Source organism: Algoriphagus zhangzhouensis, assembly GCF_900148515.1.
Taxonomy (GTDB): domain Bacteria; phylum Bacteroidota; class Bacteroidia; order Cytophagales; family Cyclobacteriaceae; genus Algoriphagus; species Algoriphagus zhangzhouensis.
On record NZ_FRXN01000002.1, the window covers coordinates 748,156 to 767,977 of the forward strand.

Sequence of the window (19,822 nt, forward strand, 5' to 3'; positions counted from 1 at the left end):
TTATAAAATAGTTGCAAAATCAGCTTTCCACTTGAACAAGTTTTAGAAAATCAGGGTCATCAAAAAGCGAGACTAAAAATATATCTCTTTCATAATCCCAATAATGCCTTAATTGTCCTTCTTCCTTGGCTATTGCCAATTGTGAAATCGCTTCTTTTTTAAATCCTGCCAAAGCTAAAATTCTGGCTTTATGATAGGCAATGTGGTAGGGATATTCGTGCCGTCTCCATTTTAATTCTGACTTATCTTCAAACTGATCTAGAAGATTTTCAATTTGATCAAACGAACCTCTTTTGGCTCTCACATAAGTCAAATAGATCTCCAATTCTAGCTTCAATTGTGGCTGAAGTTTTAGCCTATCATTTATCAAACTCTCAGCACTTTCCAGATCTCCAGTTAAAAAGTAAGCGTCGATCAAGTCATAATCTCCAACTCCTTCATTTGGAATTTCTTTTAGGAATTCAATCGCTTTATTCGCAAAATACTTCGATGAAGAATCATTAGATTTTAATTGATATTCCAATGCTGCATGAACCAAATATGCTGGATAAAATGATTGATCACGATAGGTATATAGCAAACTATCCACCGAGTCCCTTCCTTTCCCCATTGCTACATAGGTACTAATCCATAATTCGGGAATAGCCGAATTTTGTAGATCTTCCGGAATCGACTTTAAATATTCCACACATTCATCAAACCTGTGGAGCATCAGGAGAGATTCTGCTTTATTCCTAGTTTTGAAATAATGCCAAATCAAACCCATTTCATTGACATTGGGATCCTGAACTTGGGCTAATACTTCCAAGGCTTTTTCGGGCATAAAAAGGGACTTGTATTTATGTCCTGCCATAATATTGAAATAATAATCCTGCTGATAATCATCCAATACATCCAAGCAAACTTGTAAAGCTTCCTTATACCGTCTTTGAAACATATTTGATTGCTCTAGGTATAAGGCCTTTTCATACTGGGTCATGGTGGGAATTTTTTCAACCTTTTCCATGATTGAGTCAACCTTTGAATAATCGACAAACCAGGACATAAAAATCTGGGCCATGACAAAATTGGGTTCCAGAGTGGTAGCTTCTCTGAAATAATTATGGGCCTTAGATGGATATAAACCATCTTTCATTTCAGCAAGTCCTTTTAAATATGCACTGTAGGCATCATAGCTCGGAGGTTTCAATTTCCCGATTTTTACATCTTCCAAATTGACAAGGAGTCCCAAGACATCCAGTCTTATTTCTTCAATTATGGACATTACGCTATCCCTATGTCCTTTATTGATTGGAAAATGATAGATTGATTCCAACGTAATTCCATCAATCAAATTCACATCAAAATAGATTTCATTGTTGGATAGGTAATAATTCCCAGTGAGTAAATTTCGCGCATCAACCAATTCTGAGAATGTAGGTCGATTGTCCTGATCATTGCGAAATACACCCAAGCTTGAAAGATATTCATCCACTGTAAAAGCAGGAACAGTTTTGACACCTTCCACATTATCCAGCTGCGTGGCAATCCAACTACTGGCAATTTCACCTATGGAATTCAGCTGAGGATTTCCTGTTTCGTTTTTGAAAGGAATTACTGCAATCCTGGAATTCTGAGGTAAATGGAATTTTGATGAGTCTTCTTTTTGAAAAAAATAAATTCCGAATGGAACTATGATCAAGAGTGTTATCCAAATCAAACTTTGATAGTTTTTTTTAGGACTTGAATCGCTATCCCAAGGCAATGGGATGGCTTTTTTTAGTAGTTCATGAATTTCCGGATGCAAATAAAATTCGTAGATATCTTTCCCTTTAGGGCTAAAGTTATCTTCCATTTTTTTGATCTCACCTGGACTAATTCCAATATCATCTTTGAAACACTTATTAAAGTATGAGGGGTTTTCAAAACCTACTTTATAACTAATCTCTGATCCGGTATAATCAGTTTTTAGCAGAAATTCATAGGCTTTGAGTAGTCTTATATATCTGATAAATCTACCCGTAGATAATGAAGTGGATTTTTTTAGTTTCCGATGAGTTTGTTCTCTACTTAGGGATAAAGCTGAGGCCAATTCATTTCCATTAAAATCGCTATCATCCAAATTGGACAATACTATTTCAATAGCTGAATGAATAAAACTTGAACTTTGTAAATCCATAATAAAAAAGTATTGTACTGAATTTAAGGTTTTTAAAGTTGGGATTGATGAATTTCAGACTGATTCCATTCCTAGGCATTTTTCGAAATGACCTTTTTGTTAAGAATTAGGCTTTCATTCCTACATCCTTGGTCCTATCTCATTCTTTCAAGGTATTTTAAAAGAGAACATGCTGAAGCCAAATAACCATGAAAAACTTTGCCCCCATTTTTTTATTGATCCTTATCGCAGGATGCACCCATACTGAAAAGCAATCAAGTGTTTCTGAACAACAAACCGTATCAAACGAGCTTCCTCAATCCCCGCATCACGTCAAATTGACCTGGGAAACTTCCCCAAGCACAAGTCAGGCAGTTTCTTGGAGAACTTCTGATGAAATCAAATCTGGAACCGTAGAATATGTAAAAGCAACGGCTTCTCCATTTTTTGAAGTAGATGTCCGCCAAATCTCAGCAGAAACAGACACCTTAACTTCAGATGACCGAACCTGGGCATATCACCAGGCAAATATCACTGGATTAGAACCTGGAACTACTTATTCTTATCGAGTGGGAAGTGGAGATTTTTGGTCTGAATGGTCGGAATTCACCACCGCCATCGGAACTGATGAGCCTTTTAAGTTTATCTATTTCGGCGATGTGCAGCGATTTATCTATTCCAAAGGAAGTAGGATTCTCCGCCAAGCAATTCTAAATGTTCCAGATGCTAAATTCATGGTTTTTGGTGGAGATCTGGTTCATCGAGGTGCTCAAAACATTGAAAATTACGGTGAGTTTTTTCCTGGGGGAGGCTGGATTTTTCAAAATATTCCAACCATCGCTACTCCCGGAAATCATGAGCATGATAATGCTAAATCAGGAATAGATTTGTCTGATCTCTGGTTCCAAAATTTCAATTTTCCCAAAAATAGCCCTGAAGGTCATGAGGAAGAAACCTACTTTGTTGATTACAACAATATCCGGGTCATATCACTCAACATGTGCCGCTATCGGTATGAGGATGATCGCAAAGAAATCTACGATTGGACCAAGGAAAGTCTTGAGGAATTTGAGGGAGATTGGGTATTTATCACCTTCCATTATGCCATGGATGCCTTGGCTAGAAATCGCGATGCCGGTATTCGCTTTCCGGAGTTCAAAGCCCTTTTTGAGCAATACAATGTTCCCTTGATTTTGACTGGACACGAACATTTATATGCTAGAGGAAGAATGGATGCTCCATTTCCAGTTTATGTAGTTTCAGTGGCAGGTCCCTACCAAAATGCAATCCGATTTGCAGATTGGATAGAGAGAGCAGGAACCAATATGCAGCTCTTCCAAGAAATAGAAGTAAGTCCAGATACCCTTCATTATTACAGCAAAACTGTCCTAGGAGATATTTATGATGAGTTCAAGATTGTCAAAGATGGAGCAGGAAAATTGACATTTATAGAAGGCAAAAATCTTCCTGAAGAATCATTGGAACCAACACAGGATTTTGAAGATCGCTATGATCAGGATTTGGTAGAATCCTATGAAAAGGATAGGGCAGAGTATTTAAATCGGAAGAGGAAATAATTTTGGAATGGGCTAAAGCACCATTCCTATTCATCATTCGGCCTCCGAAATTAAATTAAAACAATAGACCTTAATTCCTGCCTGGCGTTCTCTTTTCGTATTTCGTACATCGAATCTTATTCCATTTTCACCAACTCTATCTTTTTGCTAAAGCCCACTTTATCCAAAACAATCACTCCTTTATCAATCTGGTCAAAAACATACATTATTTCTGAGATATGGTAAGGGTTAAATTCCGGGTTTTTGGATTTCATCTTATCCAGCTCGAAAACGTACTTTTGAAAAACGATTTCTGAACTTCCATCTCCATCCAAAAAGTCCATTTTCATGGTATTGGTAACAATTTGACGCTGCAAAGCTGAAAACTCACTCAATAAAAAAGAAACCTGATTTCCTGCAGAATCAATCATTTGAATCCTTAGATCCAAAGGTTTTTCAGGCTCTTTTTTATCATTCTCCTCTTCCTCCATTTCTTCCTCTACTTCCTCATCATTTTCATTGGATTTTTCCGAAACCTCAAGCTCTTCATCGTCTTCGGACTCATTCTCATTTTCATTATTGTTGGAAATCCACTTTCCACCAGTTTTAGGATTGGAGCTTTCTTTGGATTCTGCCATTTCAAAGACAAAAACAGAGGTAGAATCCAATTGAAACTTTTCCAAATTCGGAAAAATGGAATAGGAAGCGATCAAAGAATCAGCTACTGCTTCATTCACTTTTTCTTCTTTCAAAGAATCAGCGATTTCGTAATTCCAGCCCAAGAAAACTGCACGAGTCCCTTTTTTATTATGCTTGAGATCGATTTCACCCTCTCTCCAAACTTTTAGATTTTCTCCAGAAATTTTCCCACCAAAACCGGTAGTGGTTACATCAAAATCTCCATTGAAATCTGTTATATATCTAGTATTAGAATCTTCAAATTGGTTCAGATAAATCGTCTCCGGCAACCATTGCTTCCCAGCTCTTGCATCCAAAAATAGTGGCAAATACTCCTTTTTGTCATTCAGCGTAATATCCAGAAAAGCAGAAATATAGACTTTGGCTATTTCCTGCTGGCTTTCGGCATCCATTTGCTGCTCCAAATTGAGTAAACCCTTCAATGGATTTCCAGTATCATTATCTCCCCAAGAAGTATTGAATTGACCATGATTGGCTCCTTGGATATACAGGCCGGTTTTGAAATGATAGGCACTGTCCTCAAATGTCACCCGCTCAAATTGCATTGATCCCATAAAAGAAGTCACATCTGCATCCTGAGATCCATGAAAAACGAAGTAATCGATATCCTTCAATTTTGTACGGGTATTCCCGGGTTGATACTGACCATCCACCGGTGCGATGGATACGATGGATCGAATGTTGAAATGATAACCCAAAGGAATAGAAGCATCATCAGGATAATAATCCAATTCATTGAGCATGGCTGCATGAGCGACTGCTTCACCACCTCGGGAGTGTCCCATCAAGGAAATACGATTCATATCAACTTTCCCAGCAAAAAGATGTTCATCCGCTCCATTCCACTTCTCCCAAACCTTCAGATGCTCCAATAACAACCAGCCACGAGCGTCATTTTCTTTTTCCAAGCCTCCAAATAAGTCAGACCAAGATCCATTGATGAAATTTTCATCCACAGACACCAAAATCATTCCCCGAGAAGCCAACAATTCTCCTAAATAATCATAGCCTGGATCCGAAAAATCTTGCATGGAGTGATTTCCATGAACTACCAAGACTAAAGGAAAAGGGCCATCTCCTTCCGGAAACCAAACTCTGCCATTGATCGGAAGAGATTTGGAATCAAAGCCCCAATATTTTTCTCTCCACCAACCACCTATGCCATCCCAATTATCCAAAAAGGCTACCCCATTTACTGAATCCGTTTTGAAGGTTACATCTTCTCCAAATTCCGGTCTATGCTTATCCTTTCCACTACCATAAGTCATTGTTAAGACTTCATAAGTTCCTTCTTTGGCAGGTGAATCACCAGGAATTTGAGGAATCTCGACATTGGAATAGAGTGCAGCATTTTCGATTTTTTCCATTTCTATTCCTTTCAAAGAATAGTAATAAATACTCAAGCCCAATCCTGCAATTCCCAAAATTGCACCTAGGATGAAAACCACTTTTTTGGGTGTGGTCAATGGCCTGAAACCTGTTTTCGAAAAAGTGAACCAAGTGGCTCCCAAAAAAGAACAAAGCAAAATGCTCCACCCGATCAATTTGATATTCCCAAAGTAGTTGATCAGGAAAAGGGGAAATGCCATCAACAACGCTATTCTATACCATTTAGGAATTTGATTTAGTTTTTTGATCAACCATGAATTAATGAATGCCAAAAGCGTGGCAGCCGCAATCATCAAAAGGCCTAAAACGAATATCCAAGGATCTCGAATATTGAAAGCTGACAAAAGAGCATAAATCAGCATCAAACCAATACTTCCGATCAATAACCCTACACCTGCTCCTTTGATGGCTGTCTGTCCGGGTGTAATTAATTTCAATTTAGCTTGAACCCAAGCCCAAGCTTGTTTGAATTTCTTCTTGATCATTTTCAGTAGGTTGATGATAAATATCTAAAAATTAACAGGTTCTCTAATCTACCGAAATTTTGGGATAGAACAGAAAATTCAGAAAATGGTCCAATTGTCAAAGTGGGAAATCAAAAAAACCCTCAGGAAACGAATCCTGGGGGTTTTAACTCTATCTATTTATTTGGTTTACTCTTAAATTAGAACGGATACTTGCCTTGAGCTATCATATAATCAGCGATCTCTCTTCTTAGTGCTTTGGTATTGATCAGATCCATTTTGGTAAATCTCTTCAATCCCATCAGCATCACCTTTTGTTCATCCCCTTTGGTAAAGGACGCAATAGCCTCTTTGGCTGCAGAGTTGATTTTTTCAACTGCTTCAAACAAATAAACCTGTGCCATAGAAATCTGATGCTTGGTCGCCTCCTCACCTTTCAAACTAACCAGTTTTTCAGATCTCAAAATCGCGGATTCGGCCGCATAAATCTCGATCATGATATCAGCCAAATTCATCATGATTTCTTGCTCGTCTTCGATTCTATCCTGTAGAGCCATGGCAGCTTTACCACCCACCATCAAGAATACTTTTTTCACTTTTTTCAATACTTCCTTCTCAGCTGCAAAAAGCTCTGAAGTATCGATCGTCTCAAAAGAAGGAACAGCTGTCAATTCATTGGATACTGCCATAGCTGGTTCGAAAAGATTGATCTCCCCTTTCATAGCTCTTTTCAAAACCATTCCAACCATCAGCATGCGGTTGATTTCATTGGTACCTTCATAAATTCTGGAAATTCTGGCATCCCGATAAGCTCTCTCCATTGGAGCTTCAGCAGAATAGCCCATACCTCCATAGACTTGAACCCCTTCATCTACCACATAATCCAAAACTTCTGAGCAATGAACTTTTGCCAGGGCTGCCTCAATGGCAAATTGCTCCAAGGCCTTCAATTTTGCTTCTGCATCAGACATACCCTCTGCAGCTAGACTGTTCATTTTATCTTCAATATCCTGACCAGCTCGATAGCATAGAGATTCAGCCACATAAGATTGGATTGCCATTTCCGCCAGTTTATGCTTGATAGCTCCAAAAGTATTAATGGCAACTCCAAATTGCTTTCGCTCAGAAGAATATTTAATCGCGTGAGATGTTACTGTTCTTACTCCTCCCAAAACTCCAGCTCCTAGTTTTACACGGCCAATATTTAAGATGTTAACCGCGATTTTGAATCCGTTGCCGCGTTCAGAAAGCATATTTTCAACTGGCACTTTACAATCATTGAAGAAGACTTGACGAGTTGAAGATCCTTTGATCCCCATCTTCTTTTCTTCTTCATTCATAGTGATCCCACCAAAGGTCTTTTCAACAATAAAAGCTGTCAGGTTCTTATCATCTTCAATTTTTGCGAAGACAATAAACAGATCTGCAAAGCCTGCGTTGGAAATCCACATCTTCTGTCCATTGATCAGATAGTGCTTCCCATCTTCAGTCAAAGTCGCTTTGGTTTTGCCACTATTGGCATCCGATCCCGCATCTGGTTCAGTCAGGCAATAGCAAGCTGCCCATTCTCCAGTGGCTAATTTTGGAAGATATTTTTGCTTTTGATCTTCAGTACCGTAATAAAGAATTGGCAAGGTTCCGATTCCAGTATGTGCACCATAAGTGGTCGAGAAAGAGCCTGCAGCACCAATAATATCGGCAATCAACATGGAAGTGTTAAAGCTCATTCCCATTCCTCCGTATTCTTCAGGAACGGAAATCCCCAAAAGACCTAATTCTCCAGCTTTTTTGAAAATGGAAGGGACCAAATCAGGATTTTTCATGCTGTCGATTTCTTCGATATTGGGAGTGATCTCTGTATCGATAAAATCCTGACAGGCCTGAGCCATCATTTTCTGTTCTTCGGTAAATTGTTCAGGAATAAAGATCTCTTGAGCATCTGTTTCCCTGATAAGGAATTCTCCTCCTTTTATAGTTTTGGATGTTATTGTTGACATGGTTTTAAAAGACTTTAGATTATAGACAATAGACTTTTAGGTTTCAATTCAATATTGAATTTCGAATGATGAATTCTGAATTCTGAATAATTATTTCAATAATTCGAAAACTCCAGCTACTCCCTGACCACCTCCTACACAGGCGGTTACCATTCCATACTTTTCATTTCTTCTTCTCATTTCATTGAAAAGCTGAACAGAAAGCTTGGCTCCCGTACAACCAAGCGGGTGACCCAATGCTACTGCTCCACCATTGACATTGACGATTTCCTCATCCATGTCCAAAGACTTGATGACTGCCAAAGCCTGTGCTGCAAATGCTTCATTCAATTCGATCAGACCGATATCACTTAGATTAAGCCCTGCTTGTTTCAATGCTTTTGGAACTGCTTCTTTTGGTCCAATACCCATGATTCGAGGGTCTACACCAGCTACTGAATAAGCCATCATGCGAGCAACTGGGTCCAAATTGAGTGACTTCATCAATCGCTCAGACATCACCACCACGAAAGAAGCTCCATCTGAAGTTTGGGAAGAATTTCCAGCAGTAACCTGACCTCCATTTTTAAATGCCGGTCTCAATCCTGCCAACACTTCCATCGATGTGCCTGCTCGAGGTCCTTCATCTGTATCAACCAAAAATTTTCGGGTCTTCTTTTTTCCCTTTTCATCTACATAGGTTTCTTCAACTTCTACAGGGACTATTTCATCTTTGAATTTCCCCTCGGCAATCGCAGCCAAAGCCCTTTCGTGAGACCTTACAGAAAATGCATCGGATTGCTCTCTAGTGATATCATAATCTTTGGCAAGCTCCTCTGCAGTCAATCCCATACTTAGATAATAGGAAGGATGTTCCGTTGCAATTTTGTAGTTAAGCACGGTCTTGTATCCCATCATCGGAACCAAAGACATAGATTCGGTACCTCCGGCAATAATACAATCAGCCATTCCAGCTTTGATTTTTCCTACTGCCAAAGCGATAGCTTCCAAGCCAGATCCGCAATACCGGTTGATAATGAAACCTGGATTATCTATTCCTAAAGCCATGAGGGAAATCATTCTACCCATCTGCATACCCTGTTCTGCTTCTGGTACGGCATTTCCAACGATCAAATCGTCCACCATACTTGCTTCCAAACCAGGCGTATTTGCAATCAGGTGTGTAATCACATCAGTTGCCAAATCATCAGGTCGATAAAATCGAAACCCTCCTTTTTTGGCTTTTCCTACAGCCGATCTATATCCATTTATTATATATGCGTCCATGTTATGTTAGTTATTCGTTATTTGGGAATATGTTTATAAGAATCGAGAACCAAGAGTCAAGATTTTAGACATTCAAGGTAGATTTCAGACCTATTATCATCTTTTGAATCTCAGCGATATCAGACTCAATCAAATTTGCCTTTTCAGTAGAAATTAGATTTACTCTTTCAGCAATTATCAATTGAGTTTCCAATTCAAAACTTTCTCCTAGACTAATCTCAAGAGAATTTGAAAAGGATTTGGATGAAGATTTTGCTGTACCCTCAGCAATAGAATTGAAACTCCAGCCCTTCTCATCTGAGAAGTGATACCAAACTTTTCAGAAGATGGAAATTCAGTAGTTGCCTGATAAATTTTTACGGCTAGGTCTACTGACTTTTGCCAAACCTTTAAATTTTTGAAATTATGCATAACTCTTAATTTTAGGATTAGTCTTGGTTCTAATTTCTTGACTCTAGCTTCTTGGTTCTTGATGCTAGTTTCTAAGTGGTTTTCCTTTGAACAAAATGCTGTGAATTCGTTCCAAAGTTTTCTTTTCACCGGTAAGGCTCAAGAAAGCTTCTCTTTCCAAGTCCAATAAGTACTGTTCTGAAACCATTGTCGGTGAGGACAGGTCACCACCAGACATCACCCAAGCCAATTTTCTGGCAATTTTTGCATCATGCTCAGAGATATATGCACCATAACTCATTCCTGTAATTCCCGCATCAAACAATGCCAAAGACTGCTTACCTAAAACCTGAATATTGGTTTGCTGAATCGGTTGAGTATAGCCTTCATTCGCCAATTCTAGGACTTTCTCTTTTGCTTCGGAAATCTGTCGCTTTTTGTTCATTGTGATTCCATCCTTTGCTTGGAGATAGCCCAATCCTTTGGCCTCCATAGCAGATGTCGAAACCTTCGCCATTGCTATGTTTAGGAATGACTCCTGAAGTCGATTTAACTCCACATCACCGGAAACAACAGAATTGGCAAATCTTCTGGTCATTTCTTTGGTACCGCCACCGGCCGGAATCAAGCCAACTCCAACTTCCACCAAACCCATATAAAGTTCAGCATGTGCTTGAATATGATCGGCATGAAGGGAAAGCTCACAACCACCTCCCAATGCCATATTGTGCGGTGCAACGACTACCGGGATGGAAGAATACCTTGCTCTCATCATGGTATTTTGGAATTGAGCAATCATTAGATTGATTTCATCAAAATCCTGATCTCCGGCAAACATAAAGAGCATGGCCAAATTGGCACCTGCTGAGAAGTTTCCTCCTTCGTTTCCAATGACCAATCCTTTGTAGGATTTCTCCGCCATCGTAATGGCTGTATTGATTCCTTCGACAACTTCCTGACCCATCGTGTTCATTTTGGAATGGAATTCCAATCCGATCACATCATCTCCTAAATCATAAACTGAGGCTCCAGGATTTCCCCAAATTTTCTTGCCAGCAGCGTTTAGGGTATCCAGAATGATAAATTCTTCGATTCCCGGAATTTCTTTGTAGGATTTGGAAGGGATATCATAGTAAAGCCTTTTTCCTCCCTCTACTTTATAGAAAGTATCATTTCCATTGTCGAGCATTTCCTGAACCCAATCAGCTGGCTTCATTCCCATGGAATTCATTTCCATGATTGTTTCTCTCAAGCCCAAAATGTCCCAATTTTCGAATGGACCATATTCCCATCCAAAGCCAGCACACACAGCTTGATCGATTCTGTATAATTCATCTGAAATTTCAGGAATTCTGAATGAGCAGTATCTGAAGAGATCATAAAAAGTGGTCTTGTAAAACTCACCTGCCTTATCGTCAAAATTGACCAGGAACTTGATTCTTTTCTTCAAATCCTCAATCTCTTTAGAAGCCTCTAAGGCTTTAAATTTTGGCTTTTCTACATTCTTATATTCGAATGTTTCAAAGTCAATCTCTTTCAGTTCTTTTCTCCCATCTTTATGACGGATCATTTTGAAATAACCCTGTCCAGTTTTATCTCCAAACCATTTATTGTTGTAAAGTACCTCTACAATTTTTGGAAGCTTGAAAACATCTCTGGATTCATCATGTGGTAGAGCTTTGTAAAGGTTGTTTGCCACGTTTACCGTAGTATCCAATCCAACCACATCCATGGTTCGGAAAGTCGCTGACTTCGCACGACCAATCACAGTTCCTGTCAGTTTATCCACTTCAGAAACGCCCATTCCCATTTTTTCAATGGTATGCATCGCTGAAATAATAGCATAAACCCCAATTCTATTGGCAATGAATGCAGGTGTATCTTTACAGAGAACCGTTTCTTTACCTAAATACAGATCCCCATATTTCATCAAGAAATCGATGATTTCAGGTTTTGTTTTTGGTCCGGGGATAATTTCCAAGAGTCTCAAATATCTCGGTGGATTGAAAAAGTGGGTTCCGGCAAAGTTTTCCTGAAAATCTTCGCTTCTTCCTTCACACATCATGTGCATCGGAATCCCAGAAGTATTGGATGTGATTAGGGTACCCCGTTTTCTATACTTTTCAACCTTTTCATACAGTTGCTGCTTGATGTCCAGTCTCTCTACGACTACCTCAATGATCCAATCATAATCTTTGATTTTAGGTAGATCATCGTCAAAGTTTCCGGTAGTTATTCTGGAAGCCAATCCGATCTCATAGATGGGAGAAGGCTTAGATTTTAATGTACTTTGAAGAGAACTATTTACAATTCTATTTCTCACAAGAGGACTTTCTTTCGTCAGCCCTTTTTTCTGTTCATCCTCAGAAAGTTCAAAAGGCACAATGTCCAGTAAAAGCACCTGCACACCAATATTGGCAAAATGGCAGGCAATTCTGGATCCCATTACTCCTGAGCCTAGGACGGCTACTTTTTTAATGGTTTTGTTCATTTTTTTGGGTTTTTGGTAGTCTCTGATTTATTCAATCAGGTTTAAAGTTCATAAATGGGTTTATTCACATCATTGCCACTAACCTGGTCAATGACCATTTGCAATTTTTCAAATACTGAGAAAAATGTTTCCAAATCAGATGCAGGAATTACCTCTCTGACTTGCTCATTGAAATCCATGATCGTTCTTACGGAGATTTCTTTTTTCTTTTTTCCTTCATCGGTTAAGAATATCCTAACGGATCTCTTGTCCACCAGATCTGGCTTTTTGTAAATAAGTCCCTTTTCCTCCATGGTTTTGAGCATTCGAGTCAAGCTACGAGTCTCCAAACCAATCATGGGGGCAATTTTCGTGGCTGGCGTTCCTTCCTTGGAGTTGATGTTGATCAATACAAATCCGATGGCTGTGGTAAAACCCTCTTCAGCTGCTTGCTGATTGTACATCCTAGATATGGCATGCCAGGCACTTTTAATATGGTAATCGACAGTTTCTTCTCTCTTCATAGGTAAACCCTTCAATTGAGCTCACCTAATTTAAAAAAATTATGTATGCATGCATACTAATTAAAGTTAAAAGTGATGCATGCATCACAAATTTTCCTTGGAAAAAACGAAGAATATGAAATTAACTTCCAAAAAATATTACAATCAGGAACCTAAGTAAAATTTTATTTAAATAAGTGCCATTTTTCGGAATTTAATTCTGAATAATTGGAATATGAAGAAATGATTACTTTTTGATATGAATCAAACTAGTCTTAGTTCTCATAAATACCCTCAATTTCTTGAGCATATTTTTGATGGATTATCTTCCTTTTTAATTTCATGGTTGGAGTCAATTCACCAGTATCAATTCCCCAGGCGCTTGATAAAAGTTTAAATCGCTTGATTTGCTCCCACTTTCCAAAGTATTTATTCAGTTGATCGATTTCTGATTGGAATTTCTCAATTATATCATCCCTTAGAATCATTTCCTCATCGGTAGTATAAGGGATTCCCTTTCGTACGCAATATTCCCGGAGAGCTTCAAAATTTGGAACAATCAGTGCTGAAGGATAATTTTTACCTTCACCAATTACCATGATCTGTTCAATCAGGACAAATTCTTTAAATTTATTCTCCATGACTTGAGGAGCAATGTATTTTCCCCCAGATGTCTTGAACATTTCTTTTTTTCGATCAGTAATTCTTAGGTAATCTCCGTCAAGCTCACCTATGTCGCCAGTGTGAAACCAACCATCCTGTAACACCTCTGCAGTAAGTTCAGGCTGTTTATAATAGCCCATCATTACATTGGGACCTTTTACCAAGATTTCTCCATCCTCAGCGATTTTAACAATTACATCATCCATCAATCTTCCTACCCATCCAATTCTTATTTCTTTATGTGTAGGAACTGAAGCTGTGATCACTGGTGATGTTTCTGTAAGTCCATAACCTTCGCAGATCTTAATCTGTGCTGCCCAAAATATTCTAGCCAATCTAGGTTGAAGAGCAGAAGCTCCAGAAGTAATCTGCTCGATATTTCCACCCAAAGCTTCTCTCCATTTTGAAAAAATCAACTTGTTGGCAAGTTTAAGCTGAAAATCATACCAAGCACCCATTTCTTGATTTGGTTCGTATTTCATCCCAAGATTCAAAGCCCAAAAGAAGAGCTGTTTTTTAATACCTTTTAGCTCATATCCTTTAGCCACTATCTTATCATATATCTTTTCAAGAAGACGCGGTACGCAATTGAACATTTGAGGTTGAACTTCGCGGATATTATCTCCAATCTTTTCTAGACTTTCAGCATAATAGATCGAAAAGCCTTTTTGCATGAAACAAAATGCTCCGGTCCTTTCATAAATATGACAAAGGGGAAGAAAACTCAATGCTTTTGAAACTCCTTCTTCTGGAACAAAATACTTGGATACAGCCTTTACATTGGAAAGAACATTTCTATGCGAAAGCATGACGCCCTTAGGTCTCCCTGTTGTTCCAGATGTGTAAATGATTGTAAAAAGATCCTCTTCTTTGACATTATCCTTTAAAGATTCCAAAACCGAAATATCTCCTGATTCTCCTAGAGTACTTACTGAAGTCCAATGCTCAAGATCATTAAGTTCATTAAAGGAATATATTTTCCTTTCGCCAACTACCTCGACAGCTTTTTCGTAGATCGTTTGATCTCCTACAAAAATCATCTCAACCTCAGCATGATCAAAAATATAGGCATAATCATCGCTTGAAATCGTTGGGTACATCGGAACTGATATAGCTCCAATCTGTTGAACTGCTAAATCAACAAAATTCCATTCTGGTCTATTTTCAGAAATTATCGCAACTTTCTTTCCAGGAGAAATTCCTAAAGAGATCAGACCCAAACTCAAATTGTCTACAATCTCTTTGACCTTTTTAGATGAATAAGTAATCCATTCTCCATTTTCTTTTTTTGCGAGCGAAATTTCTTTATCGAAAGTGGCGATTTGATAAGGAATCAAATCAAAGAGTCGTGTTAAGTTCATTTTGGGTTTCGGTGGGCTTCCATCTAATATAACCAAAATCTTCTTGCCTAAACAGTCTTATCCACAGTATCCACTCGCATATAACCCTATTAGATTAATTTTTAAAAAGTTTCTTATTAAGGTTATTAAGGCTGTGGAAATGTGGGTAAGTAGGATTTTTATTTTTCTCAACGTAGATCTTTTGTTTATACATGCCTTATCTACTACTTATCCCCAGCTTATCCACTTGTATGAATTTGAATAATAATTACTTATGTAATTTGATACTTTTTTGTGGATTATAGAGCTTTTATCCTTCGTGGTTAAATCTCCTGTGGAAATCTTGATTTTGGATTGTTGAAAATTGATGGTTTATCCCCGAAGTGAAAGTCCTTTGTTTTGATTTTGATACCTTCTGTGTATAAATGTGAATTAGCCACTAGTTTCCGTTGCTTTATCAACAGGTTTATTGAGGGTTTTCCACAGGTTTTTTAACCTCTACTCCGGTCGATTTTGATGGGTAAATATCTATGCCTTCATTAGTCCATCCCCCTCTTATTACAATGCTTTTACTTTTGGTTTCTGTATCTTGGTAATAGTAGACTTTCTCAGCTTGTCTGTTTTCAAAGAAATTGCTAGGGTCCCATCGGTGGTTCCCATTTTTATCTTCTATAACCCTTATTTGATAGGATCCAGCTTCTACTTTATCAAATTGGTAGGTATTTCCTTCATCTATGAATAGCTCTCTATAAAGGTTTCCTTTGGAATCTAAAAGCTGTACTATAAATGGTCCAGAAGCATCTATTATTGTTCCCTGGATTAAATCCGCTAAGGTTTCAGGTCGTATCTTTTTATAATTGGCCGTGATCGCTTTTTCGTTGTATTGACCTTGGATATCCTTAAAAGTCGAATCTGCAGCTGTAATGACAAATGATTCTATTTTGGTGCTGTCTGTTAAAGGAATTTTAAATTCAAGAATATTCCTCATTAAAGAATCCTTGAAATAGAACATTTCCTCTTTAATAGCGATTCTTGTAGTAGAATCAATTGGAATGAATAATGAATCCGTATTGATCTCTACAATGGGTCTGCTAAAAGTAAATGTGGCTCTGAGAGTGTCTATGAAATTCTTTCCAGCATTGGTTGATGTAGTTAGCTCATCTGGTTTTCTGTTGTTCTCTGGAAATTTTGCCCATATAAGCGTGTCTACTTTGTTACCAACAGAATCTATTAAATTGATTTGGTAGGAAAGACTGTCCTCTCTTACTTTATCTGAGAATAATTTGATTCGTTTATCTTCTTTGGTATAGAAGATAGATTGACCCAATTCTTCATTCTCCAGGCTGATTTCAATTGGATTTTTATTGAGTATGAAATCATAGCTTCCATTTGAATAGGATGATCTTAATAGCCTTAAAGGAGTTAAATCAGATAATGATAAATTGAAATTTAAGCCAGCAATGTTTTCATTGATATCTAATGTATCTAAGATGAAATCATTCTGTTCTGATTTGTATTCAGCTTTTAAACTGTTGTTTTCATCATTCCAAGCGTAAGCTCTATATCTCCCATTTTTGATGTTTGTGATCTTATAATTTCCTGCAGTATCTACTTGTGATATGTAATAAGGCGAAGCAGTAAATAAGTCTGTAGTGTCATTTTCTGGATAGAGACCAACGATTACATTTTTATATTCAGTTCTTCTTTCTGGAAAGTAATAATTGATAGAACCAGTTACTTCCAAACTATCTATGGTTGGACCTGTTGAGAAAACCAGCTTTAGATTTTCTGCTGGATTTCCCTCGGAAAAATCTTGAACAGATTTCTGGAAGTTGAAAACATAGGTTGTGTTTTCTTCAAGATCCTGATTCAATTTAATGTTGAGTGTATTCTTTAAAGCAGTTGTAACAATCTCATCTTTATTCAATCTAGGTGTGATGATGATATTCTTGCTAGGATTGTCCAGTTTTATATATTCATCAAAAATCAGATTGATCTCTTCAGGTTTCGTATTGAGACTTTGATCTACTGGATCAGCTTCCAAAAGTTGAGGTGGATCTTCATCCCTTGGACCTCCTTGTGGAGCACTTTGCTTTGCACAATTTGTTAGGCTTAATAGAAGAGATAGGAAGAATATGGACTGAAAAGATTTCACTTCTTTCTTAAGATGTAAAGGTTACTTGAATAATTGCCACTTTTAGATGCGGCTCTGTTTGACTTGAATCCCGCTATCACGGATTTCGAATAATTAGAAATAACGGATGCTTCTGGATTTTGATACTTTTCTGAAAGTAGTGAAACATAATAACTGTCGAAGACCATCGGTTTCTTATCAATTATCTCTAGATCATACTTTTCAGCTAGGTACTCTATAGAAGAATCATTGAAATGGTAGAGGTGTCTTGGAACATCCCAACCAGCCCAATATTTGCCATACTTTTCTGCATCCTTACTCTCATGATTTGGTACGGCTATTATGATATAACCATTTGATAATAAAGATGTTATAATTGATTTTAGACCTTTTTTAAGCTCATGTATATGTTCTAATACATGGAAAAGAGTAATAACTCCAAATTTCTGCTTTTCATCTAATTTCTCCAGGCTTTTAAGGACTTTTACACCTAGTTTTTCTGAAGCTTGAGTTCTTGCTTTCTTGTTAGGTTCTAGGCCTTTTACAGTCCAACCTTTGTCTTGGACATATTTCAGGAAATCTCCCGTTCCGCATCCAATATCCAAAATTGATTTCTCAGTATTTAGAGATTCTACCAGTTTGTATTTCTTACTAATGGCAAGATTCCTAACCTGTCCATAGATTACAGATGTCAATGATTTCCCTTCATTATTATGAGAGTAGTATTCTGGAAAATCGTAATAAGGTTGGATGGCGGTTTCTGTTGGACGTGGATTGGTAAATACCAATTGGCACTTGGTACACTTACATAGAATAAATGATTCCTTACTTACGGCAAAATCTGTTATCTCCGTATGATTAAGAAAAAGCCCACTCTTGCAAAGTGGGCATTTAGTAAGTCTTTCTATCTTTTTATTTTCCAAGGTATACTGTAAGTATAGATAGGTCAGCTGGTGATACACCGCTTATTCTTGATGCTTGACCTAGTGTTTCGGGTCTAATTTTATTCAGTTTCTGCTTTCCTTCTGCGGATAGTGCTGGTATAGCTAGATAATCAAATTTGATTGGAATTCGATAGTTTTCCATGTTTGAAAGCTTTTCAACCATTTGTTGTTCTTTCTCTATGTAGCTATCGTATTTGATTTGGATCTCAGCTTGCTCCATTATTTCTTTTGAATACTTATTGAGATAAATTTCTAAATCCTTATCCAAAGTTTTCAAATCATTAATTCCTACTTGAGGTCTTTTCAATAATTTTTCAACACTTATTTTTTCTTTAATTTCTGCAGTATTGATTGCATTCAAAGCTTCATTTACTTCGTCTGGAACAACCTTCTTTTGTTTCAAATCATTGATCAATTTGGCTGTTTCATCCCTTTTGGAATGCATTTTTTCCAATCTCTCCTCACTTGCCAATCCAATTTGATAACCAATATCAGTCAATCTCAAATCAGCATTATCCTGTCTTAAGAGCAATCTAAACTCAGCTCTTGAGGTAAACATTCGATAGGGTTCTTCTGTACCTTTGTTGATCAAATCATCAATCAATACTCCAATATAGGCATCAGATCTTTTTAGGATCAAAGGATCTTTTTCTTGGGTTTTTAAAGATGCATTGATACCTGCTACCAATCCTTGAGAAGCTGCTTCCTCATATCCTGTTGTACCATTGATCTGTCCGGCGAAATATAGATTCTCTACTAATTGAGTTTCTAATGTCAATTTCAACTGTGTTGGTGGGAAGAAATCATACTCAATAGCATATCCAGGCCTGAACATCTTTGCATTCTCAAAACCTGCTATTTTTCGCATAGCTTTGAATTGAACATCTTCTGGAAGGGAAGTTGAAAATCCATTTACATAGATCTCCACTGTATCCCAACCTTCCGGTTCTACAAAGATTTGATGTCTTTCTCGTTCAGCAAAGCGATTGATTTTATCTTCAATTGATGGACAATATCTTGGTCCTAGACCTTGAATTCTGCCATTAAACATTGGAGATCTATCAAAACCAGTTTCCAGCGTTTCATGAACTTCTTTATTGGTATAAGTAATCCAGCAGCTTCTTTGCTCTTTCAGAGGTGCTGTTGAGTCAGAATAGCTGAATTTTTCCGGATTTTCATCACCATATTGGATTTCCATTTTGGAATAGTCCAAACTTCTTCCGTCTACTCTTGGTGGTGTTCCAGTTTTCATTCTGCCTGATTCAAAGCCTAGGGATACCAATTGTTCAGTAATTCCTTTAGCGGCTGACTCTCCTGTTCTTCCTCCTCCAAACTGTTTCTCGCCTATGTGGATGATACCGTTTAGGAATGTTCCATTGGTAAGGACAACAGAATTTGCTTCTATTTCAATACCTATTCCGGTTCTAACTCCAGTAACTCTACTATCCTTTACAGTGATTCCGGTGACCATTTCTTGCCAGAAATCTACATTTGGTGTCGCTTCAAGTGCCAATCTCCATTCTTCAGCGAATCTCATTCTATCATTCTGAGATCTTGGAGACCACATTGCAGGTCCTTTTGATCGATTGAGCATACGGAATTGTATCATGGATTTATCAGAGATTATTCCAGACATTCCTCCTAGCGCATCAATTTCTCTTACTATCTGACCTTTTGCCACACCACCCATTGCTGGATTACATGACATTTGGGCGATAGTATTCATGTTCATTGTACATAATAATACACTTGAACCCATCTTTGCTGCGGCATGGGCAGCTTCACAGCCTGCATGTCCTGCACCTACAACTATGACATCATATTTTGGAAACATGATCTTATGTTTTACTGTTCCACGTGAAACATCTCT

11 protein-coding genes and 1 pseudogene are annotated in these 19,822 nt (G+C 37.8%); 1 reads left to right on the forward strand and 11 read right to left on the reverse strand.

Going from position 1 to position 19,822, the window contains the following annotated elements:
* Nucleotides 1-19: 19 nt before the first annotated feature.
* On the reverse strand, nt 20-2,158 hold the full coding sequence (locus BUF13_RS09130) for a helix-turn-helix domain-containing protein (protein ID WP_073571463.1): 2,139 nt from the start codon (nt 2,156-2,158) through the stop codon (nt 20-22).
* A gap of 188 nt (nt 2,159-2,346) precedes the next feature.
* Here BUF13_RS09130 and BUF13_RS09135 point away from each other — a divergent pair, with 188 nt between their 5' ends.
* Nucleotides 2,347-3,714 (forward strand): purple acid phosphatase family protein, encoded by a 1,368-nt coding sequence (locus BUF13_RS09135; protein ID WP_073571464.1) that lies wholly within the window; start codon nt 2,347-2,349, stop codon nt 3,712-3,714.
* Nucleotides 3,715-3,830: 116 nt separating this feature from the next.
* Here the strand turns inward: BUF13_RS09135 and BUF13_RS09140 are convergent, their stop codons facing one another.
* The 10 genes and pseudogenes from BUF13_RS09140 to mnmG form a co-directional block, all read right to left on the reverse strand.
* The gene (locus BUF13_RS09140; RefSeq protein WP_073571465.1) at nt 3,831-6,266 is read right to left on the reverse strand and encodes a hypothetical protein; all 2,436 of its coding nucleotides are present in this window, start codon (nt 6,264-6,266) and stop codon (nt 3,831-3,833) included.
* Nucleotides 6,267-6,445: 179 nt separating this feature from the next.
* A complete protein-coding gene (locus BUF13_RS09145) occupies nt 6,446-8,242 on the reverse strand; it encodes an acyl-CoA dehydrogenase family protein (protein ID WP_073571466.1) in 1,797 nt (598 codons plus the stop codon).
* Nucleotides 8,243-8,332: 90 nt separating this feature from the next.
* Nucleotides 8,333-9,508, reverse strand: a complete 1,176-nt coding sequence (locus tag BUF13_RS09150; protein WP_073571467.1) for a thiolase family protein — start codon at nt 9,506-9,508, stop codon at nt 8,333-8,335.
* A 64-nt stretch (nt 9,509-9,572) separates the two neighbouring features.
* A pseudogene (locus BUF13_RS09155) lies at nt 9,573-9,919 on the reverse strand (four helix bundle protein).
* Between the two features lie 64 nt (nt 9,920-9,983).
* Nucleotides 9,984-12,389 (reverse strand): 3-hydroxyacyl-CoA dehydrogenase/enoyl-CoA hydratase family protein, encoded by a 2,406-nt coding sequence (locus BUF13_RS09160; RefSeq protein ID WP_073571468.1) that lies wholly within the window; start codon nt 12,387-12,389, stop codon nt 9,984-9,986.
* A 41-nt stretch (nt 12,390-12,430) separates the two neighbouring features.
* Nucleotides 12,431-12,892 carry a MarR family winged helix-turn-helix transcriptional regulator gene (locus tag BUF13_RS09165; RefSeq protein WP_073571469.1) on the reverse strand — a complete coding sequence of 154 codons (462 nt, stop codon included), beginning with the start codon at nt 12,890-12,892 and terminating at the stop codon, nt 12,431-12,433.
* A gap of 254 nt (nt 12,893-13,146) precedes the next feature.
* Nucleotides 13,147-14,895: an AMP-dependent synthetase/ligase gene (locus BUF13_RS09170; protein ID WP_073571470.1), complete on the reverse strand. Its 1,749-nt coding sequence runs from the start codon at nt 14,893-14,895 to the stop codon at nt 13,147-13,149.
* Nucleotides 14,896-15,340: 445 nt separating this feature from the next.
* Nucleotides 15,341-17,029: an Ig-like domain-containing domain gene (locus BUF13_RS09175; protein ID WP_083586413.1), complete on the reverse strand. Its 1,689-nt coding sequence runs from the start codon at nt 17,027-17,029 to the stop codon at nt 15,341-15,343.
* Nucleotides 17,026-17,931: a class I SAM-dependent methyltransferase gene (locus BUF13_RS09180; RefSeq protein WP_244547795.1), complete on the reverse strand. Its 906-nt coding sequence runs from the start codon at nt 17,929-17,931 to the stop codon at nt 17,026-17,028. The genes BUF13_RS09175 and BUF13_RS09180 overlap by 4 nt, the downstream gene beginning before the upstream one ends.
* Entirely contained in the window at nt 17,921-19,786 is a 1,866-nt protein-coding gene (gene mnmG, locus BUF13_RS09185; RefSeq protein ID WP_073571471.1) for a tRNA uridine-5-carboxymethylaminomethyl(34) synthesis enzyme MnmG, read from the reverse strand. The genes BUF13_RS09180 and mnmG overlap by 11 nt, the downstream gene beginning before the upstream one ends.
* Between the last annotated feature and the right edge of the window lie 36 nt (nt 19,787-19,822).

Bases quoted from the DNA above. Each gene is read 5' to 3' on its own strand.
- BUF13_RS09130 (WP_073571463.1), bottom strand. From the start codon at position 2,158: ATGGATTTACAAAGTTCAAGTTTTATTCATTCAGCTATTGAAATAGTA.
- BUF13_RS09135 (WP_073571464.1), top strand. From the start codon at position 2,347: ATGAAAAACTTTGCCCCCATTTTTTTATTGATCCTTATCGCAGGATGC.
- BUF13_RS09140 (WP_073571465.1), bottom strand. From the start codon at position 6,266: ATGATCAAGAAGAAATTCAAACAAGCTTGGGCTTGGGTTCAAGCTAAA.
- BUF13_RS09145 (WP_073571466.1), bottom strand. From the start codon at position 8,242: ATGTCAACAATAACATCCAAAACTATAAAAGGAGGAGAATTCCTTATC.
- BUF13_RS09150 (WP_073571467.1), bottom strand. From the start codon at position 9,508: ATGGACGCATATATAATAAATGGATATAGATCGGCTGTAGGAAAAGCC.
- BUF13_RS09160 (WP_073571468.1), bottom strand. From the start codon at position 12,389: ATGAACAAAACCATTAAAAAAGTAGCCGTCCTAGGCTCAGGAGTAATG.
- BUF13_RS09165 (WP_073571469.1), bottom strand. From the start codon at position 12,892: ATGAAGAGAGAAGAAACTGTCGATTACCATATTAAAAGTGCCTGGCAT.
- BUF13_RS09170 (WP_073571470.1), bottom strand. From the start codon at position 14,895: ATGAACTTAACACGACTCTTTGATTTGATTCCTTATCAAATCGCCACT.
- mnmG (WP_073571471.1), bottom strand. From the start codon at position 19,786: ATGTTTCCAAAATATGATGTCATAGTTGTAGGTGCAGGACATGCAGGC.